Genomic DNA, 15433 nt, shown 5'->3' with positions numbered 1-15433 from the left:
GTGGAACAAATACTCCTTGAACGCATCGGGGTTGGTGTAAATGATCAGGTCCTGGCGGTTGAACGCCTGCGCGATTTGCTCGGCGGTGATCTCGTCGAGCTTTTTGATTTTGACCGCATCGGGCGAATAGAACACCACGGCCACGTCGGCGGCGGCCAGTGCGCCTTCGTATTCTTTAAGAAATTCAGGGTTTAGGCTCGAATAGGTATGCAGCTCGAGACAGGCGATGAGTGTGCGATCGGGGTATTGTTCCTTGACGGCCTTGGTGGTCGCGGCCACTTTGCTCGGCGAATGCGCGAAATCTTTGTAGGCTACATTGTTTGCATTCTCGGCAATCTTCTCGAGTCGTTTGGATGCGCCTTTGAAACTCGCGATGGCTTCGTAAAAATCGGCTTCGTCTACGCCCATCGCCTGGCAAATCCATTTGGCGCCGGCCAGGTTGTTCAAATTGTGCGCGCCGAACACCTCGATGGGCATCGGGCCTTCGGGGGTTTCGAGCATGGTGGTACCGTTGACGACGGAATAAGGCGGCGTTTGGTAAGGGATCTTGCGGATCGGGTTGGTCGCGGCTTCGGCCACGCGTTTGACCTCAGGGTCGTTTTCGTTGTACACGAGCATACCGCCGTTGGTGATGAGTTTGATGAACGTTTCGAATTGTTCGACATAATTCTCATAGGTCGGAAACACGTTGATGTGGTCCCAGGCGATGCCCGAAATGAGCGCGATATTGGGCTGGTACAAATGAAACTTCGGTCGACGGTCTGTAGGCGAAGAAAGGTACTCGTCGCCTTCGAGCACAATAAAGTCGTTGTCTTCGGTCAGGTGCACCATCGTATCGAATCCTTCGAGTTGCGCGCCCACCATGTAATCGACATTTATGCCATGGTAGTGCATCACGTGCAAAATCATCGACGTAATCGTGGTTTTGCCATGCGACCCGCCAATGACCACACGGGTTTTGTGTTTGGATTGTTCGTACAAAAACTCAGGGTAGGAATAAATTTTCAGCCCCAATTCCTGCGCTTTCAACAATTCCGGATTGTCGGCCTTGGCGTGCATGCCGAGGATGATGGCTTCGATATCGGGTGTTATTTTTTCGGGAAACCAACCCATTTCGGACGGCAACAATCCTTGTCTTTCAAGTCGCGACTTCGAGGGTTCGAAAATCGCGTCGTCGCTTCCTGTTACATGGTATCCTTTGTGGTGTAAGGCCAACGCGAGGTTGTGCATGGCGGCGCCGCCTATGGCGATAAAATGGGTACGCATTTATTGTGGATTTGTGGATTTGAAAATTTGGTTATTTGAAGGATAATCCGGCTTGTTCTAGCCCTTGGTTTTATGGTATTGTGCCCATACCGCCTTGGCTTTTTCGGGCTGATTCATTTTATTTTGGTACAGGTCGGCGAGCTTTTGGCTACAGGTTTTGGAGTTGCCCACTTCGATGGCCTTGCGGTAATATTGCTCGGCGGTGGCATATCTTTCGAAATATTCGGCAATACGGCCCTTGGCCAGATAACCGTCTACGGGCGACAGGGTCGAGAGCTCGTTGGCATACCGTCTGGCTTTTTTCTCGCTGCCCCCAGCAATGCCCGGCAACTGAAGGTACAATTCGACCAATGCCCATCGCGCCTCTAGGTGACGCGGATCGTTGCCGATGGTCTTTTGGAATGCATGCTCAATGTCGGCTATAAGCGTCAACGCATACAGTTTATTCGACGTTTTGGCCAACATCGCCAGCGCGCCGCCGTATTTGTATTGGTAGCCTGCAGACGATGGTTTGCGGTTCTTGAGTTGTTCATAAACCAACACCGCTTGTTCCCATTGTCCCAAATGGCTCGAAATATCGCCCAAATATTCACGCGACTTTTCGTTTTGGGGATGTTGTTTGAGGTCGTTTTCGAAATAGGATTTGGCGGCCGAATATTTCTTATCGGCGAACAATTTTTCACCTGTTTCGAAATCGGTTTGCGAGAACGAAAAAGTCGACCAAAAAAACAAAATCGGGAAAACAAATTTCATGTCGGCAATTGAGAAGTCCAAAGTAACGAAAAAAAGCGTCAGCCTATGACGACGAAATTGGAAAAGTACTGAAAAAAGTCCGTTGAAACGCAATAAAAACCGACGAAAACCGTCCGAAAAATCGCTCGCAAACCCTTATAAATAAAGGATTTGTCGATTTCCGATTGTTTTTTTTTCAAAAAAAGGTCGTTGGTCGATTTTTGGTGTTCGTTGTCTGAAAAATTACCGCGCGGTTGGCATAGGGGGTAATTTTGTAGCTGGATTCATGAAAAGGTTTACGCTATGAAACACTTTTATTTTACACTTTCGAACGGGTTTTCTTTTGTTAAAAAAACCAAGCTGAACGACACTTTTTCGATGTCGAAATTCGGCACAATTTGGAGCGGTTTGACGCTGTTCCTTTTTCTGATTTTTGCACCCCAAGCACAGGCGCAAATTGCCGGCCCTAATGATACGTCAAACGGATTCACATCGGGCGGCGCCGGAACGGGTTGGAGCTTTGCAAATAGGATCGAAGCCGATGATTTCAACTATTCGACGTGCGGGCTTAACAGCAACAGTCTCTCGGAATACCTGCGCGGCACGCAATACGGTTTTACCATTCCGGCCGGAGCCACCATTAATGGAATTGTATTGCGTATCATGCGTCAAAGCAGTTCGACGGGCGGCGGCAACAGCATCGATGATGTTTCTGTCAGGCTGATGAAGAACGGAGTCGCCGTTGGAAACAACTATGCCAATGGCGCCGACTGGCCCGGCACCATGACGGGGCAGAACTACGGGGGCGCCGCCGATTTGTGGGGCACGACCTGGACACCCGCCGAAATCAACGCGGGCAATTTTGGCGCGGAATTGCGGGTAGAGGCCGAGGGCTCGAACAGGACTGCTTCGGTCGATTTCATGCAAATCACTGTTTACTATACCAGCGTACCTACCGTGACGGGTTTTACACCCAACAACGGTTGCGCGGGAGCCACCGCAACATCGGTGGTCATCACAGGAACCAATTTCCTTGGGGCGACGGCCGTTAGCTTTAACGGCACCAATGCGACCTATACCATCAACAGCGCGACACAAATTACGGCTACGTTGCCGGCAGGCGCCACATCGGGGCCTATCAGCGTGACCACACCGTCCGGAACTGGTACGAGCGCGTCGAATTTTACCGTGAATCCTGTTCCCACCGTATCACCAATCACAGGAACATTAACCGTTTGCCCTGCGGCCACCACACCGCTTTCGAATGCGACGGCTGGCGGCGTATGGACCAGCGGAAGCCCATCCATTGCGACGGTCAACAGCATCAGCGGAATGGTGTTGGGTGTAAGCCCCGGAAATGCTATCATCACCTATACCGTCACCGGGAATGGTTGTACCAACGCCACGACGGCCACAGTAACCGTCACCGCACCGACTTCGGTTTCAGGGCCTTCGTCGGTGTGCATCGGCAGCACCATACAAATGCTTCCTTCCTCTGGCGGAACCTGGGTCAGCAACAATCCTGCTGCGGCCTCGATAGACATGAACACGGGCGTCGTAACGGGGTTGGTCTTGGGTACATCGACCTTTACTTTTACCGATGCCACTACGTCTTGTTCGAGCACGACCGCAGCAGTGTCTGTGCATGAGTTGCCGAGCGTAACAGGACATCCGACATCGCAATCGGTTTGTTCGAACAGCAGCGTGTCGTTCAGCGTCACGGCTTCGGGCTCGGGGATTACTTACCAATGGTTCCGAGGCGCGACACAATTAAACAACGGAGGGGCGATTTCTGGCGCCACATCCAGCACACTTACGATCAACCCTGTCGCCTTGGGCGATGCCGCAACCGATTATTATTGTGTCGTGAGCGGAAACTGCTCTCCTAGCGCAACTTCAAACACCGCGACACTCACTGTGACAGAGCGCGTCGTGATAACCGCACAACCAGTGGCCAACCAGTCGCTTTGCACGGGCAATACCGCAAATTTTAGCGTATCGGCAACGGGCGCAGGTTTGACGTACCAATGGTACAACGGTGGAACACAATTGGTTGACGGCGGCAATATTTCGGGCGCCACATCGCCAACCCTGTCCATCGCCAACCTGACGACTGGCGACGCCTCTGCCCTATACCACTGTATTGTCGGCGGTTTGGCACCTTGTACATCGGTAACGTCGAACAACAGTGTATTGGTCGTTAACGAAGGCCCAGCCATCACGGCAGAGCCTACGGCCACGCAAACGGTATGCTCGGGCGATGCCGTAAGTTTCAGCGTGTCGGCAACAGGCGGCAGCTTGGTGTACCAATGGTACAAAGGCGCTTCCCCAGTAGCCAACGGTGGAAGCATCAGCGGGGCAAACACCCCTACCTTGAACATCAACCCAACGGTACCATCTGATTCGGATGCCAACTACCATTGCGTTGTCATCAACGGTTGTGCGACACCAGCGGTTTCGATCAATGCGGCGCTGACCGTCAATGAAAAACCGTTTATTTTCAATTATTCGGTCGCGACTTGTAGCGAAGTGGCTTTTGCGGTGGTTCCATCAACCGGTGTTCCTACAGTGGCCACCGTGGTTCCAGCGGGCACGACCTACTCTTGGCCTGCACCGGTAGTAACGGGCGGGATGACAGGCGGAAGCGCCGAGAGCGGACAACTGGGCATCAGCCAAACCTTGACCAACCCAACCACTACAGCGCAAACCGCTACGTATACCGTTACCCCGACATCGGGCACCAGCGGCGCATGTGTGGGCGCATCATTTACGGTCACGGTGACGGTCAATCCGACACCATTCATCAACAACATCACCGATAGCGTTTGCAGCGAGGAAAATCTTGTGGTCACGCCTGCCAACGGAGGCGGCAACCTCATCCCTGCGGGAACCACCTACACCTGGAGCACGCCATCGGTGACAGGAGGGCTTACAGGCGGATCGGGTGGCAACAACCAACCGGCCATCAACATCTTGCTCACCAACCCGACCAACACCCCGCAAACGGCCAACTATAACGTCACTGCTACCTCGGGAAGCTGTACAGGAAGCGTGTTTTCGTTTTCGGTCACGGTCAATCCAAAACCTACCGTAGCCGCAGATACGCCAACACAAACCGTTTGCTCGGGCAGTGCGTTTGCACCTATCGGCTTGAGCAATCCGAACAACGTGGCGGGAACCATCACCTACAATTGGACGCGAACCAACACCGGCAACCTTACAGGTTTGGCGGCAGCGGGCAGCGGAACTCCAATCACGGGCACGTTGACCAATACCACCAATACCGCACAAACCACGACGTTCAGCATCATTGCGACATCTGAGGACGGCTGTATTTCAGATCCGGTAACGGTAGACGTGGTGGTGAATCCGAACCCAACGGTAGCGGCAACACCTGCGAGCCAAACTGTTTGTCCGGGCGTCAACATTACAACGATCAACTTTAGCAACCCGAATAATGTCACAGGACCTGTGACCTATAGCTGGACGCGCGACAATACCGTCAACCTTACGGGCATCGCGGCCAGCGGATCGGGCACGAACATCAGCGGTACGTTCACCAACAACACGTTGGTACAACAGTCTACCACGTTTACGATTTCGGCAACAGCGGCAGGTTGTGGTACCAGCACAACCACCGTAACCGTGATTGTAAATCCGCAACCCGATGTAGCGGCAACCCCGGCATCGCAAACGGTTTGTGCGGGCCTGCCTATTTCGGCCATTGTTTTGAGCAATCCGAACGCGATTCCGGGAACAACTTATTCTTGGACACGCACGAATGCCGCCAACACGCCGGGTATCGCGGGCAGCGGAACGGCATCGACCATTTCGGGCACGCTTACCAACCCGACAGGCGTAGACCAAACCACAACATTCACCATTTATGCGATCCGTGCGTTTTGTCAGTCGGCACCTGTAACGGTCGATGTGATCGTACGTCCGGCTCCGTTGGCGGTAGCCACACCGGCCACCCAAGGTGTTTGTACGGGCGCTACGGCCAACATCGTTTTCAGCACGAGCAATGGCCTGGCGGGAACCACCTACAGCTGGACGCGTACCAACGTAGATGTGACAGGTATCCCGATGAGCGGTACCGGTGACATCAGCGGCACTGTATCCAACATTACCAGTGTGAACCAAACTGCAACTTTCACGGTCTTAGCGACCGCTCCGAACGGCTGTTCGAGAACCATCACGGCCACGCTCACGGTTTATCCGACAATGAGTACGCCAGGCATCGAAGATTCGCAAGTGGTTTGTCAGGGATCCAGGCCTACGACTTTCTTTATCACCACGCCTGTGACAGGTGGCTCAGGTGCGTATACTTACCAATGGCAAAGCAGCACCACCAGCGATACCGGCCCTTGGACCAACATCGGCGGGGCAACCGGGGCAACCTATCAACCGCCAACAACCAATGGCGCTACGCCGAATACATGGTACCAGGTTTTGGTGACCAGTTGCGGTCAAACGGTGACCAGTAATGCTGTTTCGGTAGTGGTTGCTAACAATTCGAACTTTAGTTTCTCGATCGATTTTGGCGGCGGCACCGTTTGCTCTGGCGCGAATTTCAATCCGCGGATCTACTCGGCGCATGGCGGCGGGGCTTATATCAGGTACTCATGGATCGGCAACCCTGCCTATATCACACCTAGTTCGGGAGGACCGCTGCCACAAGACACCAGCCAACCATGGTGGCTGTTTGGCGCCTATTTGTCGGAAGGAACACTGCCGCTTACGGTGGTCAACAACACCAACGCGAATGTCACGACAACGATCTCGATTACGCCAAACATTTACGACGCCGACACGAACGCATTTATCTGTTCTTTGACGCCACAAACCACGACGGTCACGATACGTCCGAATCCAACGGTAACGGCTACCGCGCCAAGCCCGCTGATTTGTAGCGGGACCAGTGCAGCCATCAACCTAACGTCGAATCTTTCGCCGACAACCCAGATCATTTACTCATGGACCCGAAGCGTCAACGCCAATGTGATCAGTTCAATGCCGATTAACGGCGCCAACTCACCAACCATAGCCGTAAATGGTTCCTATACAATTCCAGACGTGTTGACCAACAACTCGGCCGTGAACCAAAATGTCACGTATTTTATCACCGCGACGTCGGTCAACGGCCCAACACAATGTCCGGGATCGATGCAAGCCCAGATTGTCATCACGGTGGCGCCGCAACTGACCCCTGGGGTAGTTTCGGCCAACCAGACGATTTGCAACGGTGGCGATCCAGTAGCCTTTACCGAAACGACTCCTGCCGCCGGAAGCGCGCTTTCTTACCAATGGCAATTCAGTACGACCAGCGCAACGGGCCCTTGGACAGACATTGGCGGTGCAACTGGTGTAACCTATGACGCGCCGGGTCCCATCACCCAAACAACATGGTTTATCCGTGTGGTTTCGAATTCGGTGGCGGGCATCCCTTGTTCGGTAGCCAACACCACGCCGATCCAGGTATCGGTCAACAACGTGGCTCCGGGCGCGGTTGTGGGCGGACACACCATATGTAGCGGCGGAAATCCACCTATGCTAACGAGCTCCGCACCAGGTTCAGGCAACGGCACCATTACGTACCAATGGCAAAGCAACACCACCGGATGTGGCGATACATTCACCAACATTGGCGGCGCTACGGGATTCCAATATGACCCGCCTGCCGGCTTGTTGGCCACAACTTATTACCGCAGAATGACTACCTCTACGCTGAACGGTTCACCATGTGTGGCCTACAGCAATTGCGTGGTGGTTTATGTAAACGATGTGACACCGGGTACCGTAGGCAGCGACGAAACGCTTTGCGGCAACAATCCATCGGCATTTACCGAAATTGTTCCGGCTACCGGTTCGGGTACGTTGACTTACCAATGGCAACGAAACACCGTAGGATGCGGCAGCACTTTTACAAACATTTCGGGGGCGACTTCGGCCACCTATGACGCTCCTGCCGGACTCGTAGTCACCACGTACTACCGCAGGATTACGACTTCGACGCTGAACGGGGTTTCTTGTACTGCCATCAGCAATTGTATCACCGTTACACCGAACAGTGTAACCGCGGGTACCATCGCGACCAACCGAACCGTTTGTATGGGCGGAGATCCTGCCGCCTTCACAAGTACGGCAGCAGGAACCGGTACAGGACTTACCTACCAATGGCAGATTAGCACTGTATCGGGAACCGGCCCTTGGACAGATATTGCAGGAGAAACTGGAGATACCTATGATGCGCCAGGACCAATCAATGTGGTGACGTATTTTAGACGACTGGCGATCGCGACGGTAAACAGCACGGCCTGTTCGGCGGGATCAAACTTTGTCACGGTGTTTGTCAACGATGTGACTGCCCCGACCATTGCGGGAGATCAATCGGTTTGTAGCCAAGACCCTGTGGCCTTTACGGTAACAACGCCGGCAACGTTTGTCGGGACACCGTCTTACCAATGGCAATCGAGCACTGTAGGATGCGCCTCGGGATGGACCAACATTATTGGTGCTACCGGTGCCACCTATGACCCACCAGTAGTGGCGCAAACCACGTACTATCGTGTCATCGCAACTTCTACGCTCAACAGCACACCTTGTTCGGCCATCAGCAACTGCGTGACGATCACAAGCAACGCCAAAACGTGGAACGGATCGGTCAGCAGCGATTGGAATGTGGCCGGTAACTGGACACCAAATGGCGTGCCTACATCGACATCTTGCGTAGTGGTGCCCAATACAATCACCGACCCAATCATCGATGGTTCTGGCTTTGACGCCTATGCATTCTCGACAACAGTTCTTGCAGGCGGAAACCTCACGGTGAATCCGGGCAACAGTATTACGGTGACCGATGTGGTCCAGGTGAACCCTACGGGCGGCTTGTCGGTATTGAACAACGCCAGCTTGGTGCAAATCAACAATGTGGCCAACATCGGCAACATCCACATGCAACGTATTACCCAACCGATGTACCGTTACGATTATACCTACTGGGGATCGCCTGTGACATTGGCTTCCAACTATACGCTCGCGATGTTGTCTCCGGCAACACTTGCCGACAAGTATTTCTATTGGAATCCTACCAACGGCGGTGGCAACGGCAATTGGGTGATGACCAGTTCGTCAACCGTGATGAATCCGAACCGCGGGTATATTGTTCGCGCGCCGCAGACCTACTCGACCAATCCTGCGTTGACGCAAGCTTATACGGCCAATTTCATCGGCGTGCCGAACAACGGTAACATCAACGTACCGATCGCCATAGGCACCATGGCCCCGGGATTGTTCAACGACAAGCTCAACCTTATCGGCAACCCGTATCCATCGGGTGTAGACGCCGATGCGTTCCTGAGTCATCCGACCAATGTGCCGCTGATTGACGGAACCATCTATTTCTGGACACACCATTCGCCTCCAAGCGCAGCCTACCCGAATCCGTTCTATGGCAACTATGTTTACAACTATACCGCTGGTGACTATGCCACCTATACCTTGATGGGCGGCACGGGAACAACGCCAACGGGCTACGGAGGCCCTGCGCCAAACGGCTACATCGCCGCCGGACAAGGATTCTTTGTCAAAGGATTGGCCAACGGAAATGCCGTGTTTACCAATACCATGCGCGACAAGGACAACAACAGCGACTTCTTTAGGATGTCGCAAACCGAAAAACAACGGGTATGGCTTAACCTGGCCAACGAACAGGGCGGATTCAGCCAAACGCTGGTAGGCTATGCCGAAGGTGCGACGCTGGGCTACGACCGCGGATTTGAAGGCAGCGCGTTTGGCGGCAATTTCGTGTCGTTCTATTCGGTGCTCGAAGACGAGCAAATGGTCACCATACAGGGACGTCCGCTGCCTTTCGATTCGAGCGATCAAGTGCCTTTGGGTTACAACGCGACGGCGGCGAACAACTATACCATCGGTATCGATCATTTTGATGATGCCTTCGACGGACAAAACATCTATCTCGAAGACAAATTGCTCAACATCATCCACGACCTTAAGGCCAACCCGTATACGTTTGCTTCTGAAGTGGGTCGATTCAACGATCGTTTCGTACTGCGCTATACCGATGGACTGCTCGGCGTAGATAGACCGGACCAAGTAATCGGATGCGTGGCGTTCATCGCAAACCAAACGCTCACCGTGCAGGCCTCGGAAGCGATCAAGAAAATAGAAGTATTTGACCTTACGGGCAAATTGATCCGCACGTTCGAGCCAAAAAATACGAGCCGTTTGTTTGAATCTGAATTCATCCAAGCCCAAGGTGTTTACTTGGCTAAAATCAAGCTCGAAAACGGTAGTATCGTAACGGCCAAATTGATGAACAACCGTTAACCATCAGTCGCTTGCAAGCTTCGTAAAGCCTCTTTTTAGTAAGTAAAAAGAGGCTTTATCGTTTTAATTGCGCATTTTATCCACAATTTATTGATTGTTTGGTAAATATTCCTATTTTTCGACGCTTTAATTGGTGTTTTTAATCTAATTTTGAGCATACCACAATTTTTATCAAAAAAAGCTAAGTTATGAACAAATGCTACTCCCTAGTGCGCAATTGCCTGCCTTTGGTTTTCCTTATTTGCTTGGCGCAAACGGCATTTTCCCAAATCGTATTGACCCATAACACACCCGGTCCCGGTACATGGGTTTGCCCACCTGGGGTGACTTCGGTTACCGTAGAAACCTGGGGCGGCGGGGGCGGCGGCGGCTATTCTCGAGGCCTTGCGGGCAACGGTGCCGGCGGCGGCGGCGGCGGCGGCTATACGACGGCAACCTTCGCGGTAACGGCAGGCACCACATACCATTATGTCGTCGGTGCAGGCGGTGCGGGTGGAATCCAAGGACCATCGACACCCGTCGCTGCACAGCCAGGCGGACTCAGTTGCTTCACCACCGCTATTAACTGTACAGGGACAGTTCTGTCTTCAGCCAACGGCGGACTGGCAGGCGCTTTCGCAAATCTCCCCGTCGGACCGCAATCTGCTTTAGGTGGTGCAGGTGGTGCCGCAGGAACATTCAGCGGCACAGGAGCGGCGTATTCTGGTGGAAATGGCGCTAATGGAATCGGATCTACCAACGCGGCCGTGGGCGGCGGCGGCGGCGGCGGCGGCGGTGCCAGTACAACGGGCCCTGGCGGTAATGCCACAGGAAAAACTGGCGGTGCCGGTGCCGCAGTAGGTGGCGGAAATGGCGCCAACGGTTTGTTTTCGAGCGCAGGATCTGCAGGAGCAACCATTGGCGGCGGCGGATCAGGAGGCCACAGAACAACGGCGAGCGGCAATGTCAACGGCGGTGCCGGCGCTGGTGGTCAAGTACGCATCACCTACGCCACCCCACCATGTTTTCCACCCGCGCAAGCTACGGCTTTGACTTGGGGTACGAATACCACCACAACAATTTCGGGCAGTTTCTCTGGTAGCGCGAATGGTTATCTGGTCGTGCGCTCGAATACGGCGACACCTCCTTCGCAACCTGTTAATGGCGTCACCTACTCTGCGGCGAACATTGGCACATTGGGTGCTGGATTGACTTTTGTACAATCGGGAGCGTCTACTGCATTTACGACTACGGGGCTCACCGGAAATACGCGGTATTATTTCTTTGTCTATGCGTTCACCAACTCAATGTGTCTTGGCGGCCCAACCTATAACACCACGGGCGCTCTGGCAGGAAATAGCATTACGTGCCCGAACATACCGAACACGGTAACCACTTCGGCAATCGGGACAAGCAATTTTACGCTGAACTGGACCGCGCCTACAGGAGGCAGTGCGGCGGCGGTTACTTACATCATCCAAGTTACCACCGACCCGGGCTATACGGCAGATGTCGCGGGATCGCCTTTTAGTGTGGTCGCTCCGGGTGTCAATCGCGTCATCACCGGCCTTAGCCCTACAACAACTTATTACTACCGCATCTTGGCGAGCAACGGATGCTCGAGCAACAACGTGTCGGGCAGTATCACGACGATTGGCAGTTATTGCGCGTCTACATCAACCGGTAGCGGCTTTTATATCGATCGTTTTTCGACCACGGGCGGTATCTTGAACATCACCAACAACACTTCAGGATTCTCACCGACGGGTTACGGCAACTTTACGTCGATGGTGGTCAGCCAGAATGCGGGCGTCAACGTCAATTTCTCTGCCGGATTTTACGACGGCATTTTCAACACTTACGGCTTTACTATCTGGGTAGACTGGAACAACGATGCGGTTTTTGGGGCAGGCGAACAAGTGTTTGCAACCAATGCCTATGTCGTTTCGGCAGCAGGCAGTTTCCCGATTCCGGTGGCTACTGCTCCCGGCGGCTACCGCATGCGTATCCGTGCAAATTATTTGTCCACCACTCCGGCGGCTTGCGGGTCGATCACGAGTGGCGAAACCGAAGACTATACGTTGGTTGTAGCCCCGCCTTTGCCGTGTTCGGGCAACCCTACAAGTTTGTCTGCCAACATTCTGACGGCCAACAGTGTTACGTTGAGCTGGGTAGCTGCATCGCCCGCCCCTGCCAATGGCTACCATTATTATATTTCGACAAGCGCCACGAATCCGCTGGCGTCGACCACGCCAACCGGCAGTGTTGCCACTGGAACGAGCGTGACGATCACGCCGCTCACGGCAGGGGTACGTTACTACTACTGGATCCGTTCGAACTGCGGCGGCGCATTGGGCCAAGGTGCCTGGATGGGGCCACAGAGTTTCCTGATCCCGACTTGCGGCATTGGAAACAGTACAGGCACCACGACACTGGGCTGTCACAATGTGGTTTCGGGAGGACTTGGGCTCAACGGTGCCGATGTACCACCCACCAATTGTACCAGCGGCAGCTGCGTTACCCTTGAAGCCAACTATTTGCAGGTCAACGCGCCTACCAACTATACGGTGGCGTCGATTCCTTATGCGCCTCCGTACCAATTCAATTGTTTGAAAAACCCGGTGAGCGTCAACGACGACGATGTGTGGTCGCCTATTGTGAACCTACCTTTCAACTTCTGTTTCTACGGCAACAACTACAGCCAGTGTCTGATCAGTTCGAACGGCGCAATCACGTTCGATTTGACCAACAATACCCCGGGAGGAACCTCGGCGTGGAGCTTTGCCAACAATTTGCCGAGCACCAACTTGTTCCGAAATGCTATTTTTGGCGTGTACCACGATATTGACCCAAGGGTAGGCGGCGAAGTCGGCTGGGAATTGATTACGCTCAACACCGGCTGTCGTGCGCTCGTAGCAGCTTGGCACGATATCCCGATGTATTCCTCGACTTGTAATTCGATGCTTTACACTGGCATGATGGTCTTGTATGAGAACACCAATGTCATCGATGTCTTTATCGAACAAAAACCGGTATGCGGCTCGTGGAATAGCGGCAACGCTGTAGTAGGCGTACAGAACGCCGCGGGTACGGCCGCGGTGGTTCCGCCGGGCAGGAATTCCCTGGATCCCGACTGGACAGTCACCAACGAAGCCTGGCGCTTCACGCCATCGGGCGCGACTACCGCGTCGATCAACTGGTATGAAGGCGCGGGAACTTCTGGCCCTATCGTAGGAACCGGGAATACCTTGAGCGTTTGTCCGGGATCGACCACCATTTATACGGCAGAGGTCACCTATAATCTTTGTAGCGGCAGACAAGTTGTGGTGAGCGACCAAACCACGGTAACCGTCAACGCCAACAAAACCTGGAACGGTTCGGTAAGTACAGCATGGAATAATGCCGCCAACTGGACACCAAGCGGTGTACCAACCAACCTGCAATGCGTAGCTGTTCCTACGGCACCAAACAACTGCGTAATTTCGGGCAGCGCCTATGCGGCCTATTGCCACAACATCACCGTGCAAAACGGCGGGGTGCTGCGCATCGACCCAACCAACAACACCTTGACCGTAACCGACGTGGTGAATGTAAACGCCGGAGGTACATTCAACATCATGAATACAGGCGGATTGATCCAAGTGAACAACGTGAACAATTTCGGCACGATCAACTATACGCGTATTTCGCAACCGATGTACCGCTACGACTACACCTACTGGGGATCGCCTGTCACATTGGGCTCCAATTACACACTCGGCATGCTTTCACCGGCTACGCTGGCCGACAAATATTACAGCTGGACTCCTTTTGTCGGCGCCAGTTATGGAACTTGGAACCAAGAAAGTTCGGCGACCGTGATGGATCCGAGAAAAGGATACATCGTACGTGCGCCACAGACGTATTCGACCAATCCGTCTACCAAGGTTGCCTATACGGCCACGTTTACGGGAACGCCAAACAACGGGAACATTAATTCGCCGGTCTTATTCGGCACCATGGGCGGACCAACGTTCAACGACCAGTACAACCTGCTTGCCAACCCGTATCCGTCATCAATCAGCGCCGCGACGTTCTTGAATCTACCGAACAACGCCGCAAGGATTGACGGCACGATTTACTTTTGGACGCACAATTCGGCACCGAGCACACTTTATCCCGATCCGTTTTACAACGACTTCTTGTACAACTACACAGGGTCGGACTATGCGTCGTGGAACAAAGTGGGCGGTGTAGGCACAGCGGCGTCCACGGGCGGCACCGTCCCGAACGGCTATATCGCTGCGGGGCAGTCATTCTTTGTGCGGAGTTTGAACGTGGCGGGCAATGCGATGTTCAACAACAGCATGCGATCGGCGGCCTACACCAATTCGCAGTTCTTCAGACCCGACAACGATGCCGTAGAAAGCATCCGTGAAAACACCGAAGAAGCCGATTTCGAAAAACACCGCCTATGGCTCAACATGATGAATCCGGGCAGCTTTAGCCAGATCCTGGTGGCCTATGCCGAAGGTGCGACAGACAGCTGGGAGCGCGGCTACGATGGCCACAAATTTGAACACCTGGCCTCGAATTCATTCTATTCGCTTATCGACGACGAGGTGTTCGTGATCCAGGCCAAGGCCTTGCCGCTGGACGAATACGATCAGGTGCCGTTGGGTTACAACTCGTTGCAGCCTGCCGAATACACGATCCGCATCGACCACTACGACGGCGATTTCGAACAGCGAAACATTTACCTCGAAGACAAATTGCTCAACGTAATCCACGACTTGAAACAAAGTCCATATTCGTTTACCACGGCGGCGGGCCATTTCGAAGACCGTTTGGTTTTGCGTTACCATGAGTCGGCGTTGGGCAACACCAGTTTCAGCGCAAGCGGGCTTTCGGCTTTCATCGCCGAGCGCCAGCTGAACGTTTCGGCCACCGAAGCCATCGAAAGCATCGACGTGTTCGAAGTGAACGGCAAATTGGTCAAATCCTATTTGCCGGATACCCAATCCAAGACGTTCGTGGACGACTTTGTTTTTGCCCAAGGCATCTATTTCGCCAAGGTCAAGTTGACCAACGGCACGGTAGCGACGCAAAAACTGATGAACCGATAACC

The 15433-nt window shown here is 53.6% G+C and carries 4 protein-coding genes; 2 read left to right on the top strand and 2 right to left on the bottom strand.

All coding sequences use genetic code 11. The features are described from left to right. Both BLP55_RS05790 and BLP55_RS05785 read right to left on the bottom strand, forming a co-directional pair. The coding region (locus BLP55_RS05790) for a UDP-N-acetylmuramate--L-alanine ligase (protein WP_091141395.1) at window positions 1–1266 on the bottom strand (1266 nt) is incomplete at its 3' end. A 57-nt stretch (window positions 1267–1323) separates the two neighbouring features. Next, window positions 1324–2019 carry a tetratricopeptide repeat protein gene (locus BLP55_RS05785; RefSeq protein WP_091141394.1) on the bottom strand — a complete coding sequence of 232 codons (696 nt, stop codon included), beginning with the start codon at window positions 2017–2019 and terminating at the stop codon, window positions 1324–1326. Window positions 2020–2301: 282 nt separating this feature from the next. On the opposite strand from BLP55_RS05785, the gene BLP55_RS05780 reads away from it, so the two are divergent. Together BLP55_RS05780 and BLP55_RS05775 are read left to right on the top strand one after the other, a co-directional pair. After that, entirely contained in the window at window positions 2302–10347 is an 8046-nt protein-coding gene (locus BLP55_RS05780) for a PKD-like domain-containing protein (RefSeq protein WP_091141393.1), read from the top strand. Window positions 10348–10622: 275 nt separating this feature from the next. Further along, window positions 10623–15431, top strand: coding sequence for a GEVED domain-containing protein (locus BLP55_RS05775; RefSeq protein ID WP_139149615.1), 4809 nt, complete (start codon window positions 10623–10625; stop codon window positions 15429–15431). The last annotated feature ends 2 nt before the right edge of the window (window positions 15432–15433 follow it).

This window comes from Flavobacterium caeni (assembly GCF_900101895.1).
Lineage (GTDB): Bacteria > Bacteroidota > Bacteroidia > Flavobacteriales > Flavobacteriaceae > Flavobacterium > Flavobacterium caeni.
Note: the sequence above shows the minus strand (reverse complement) of the source record. Positions and strands in the feature narration are given on the sequence as shown.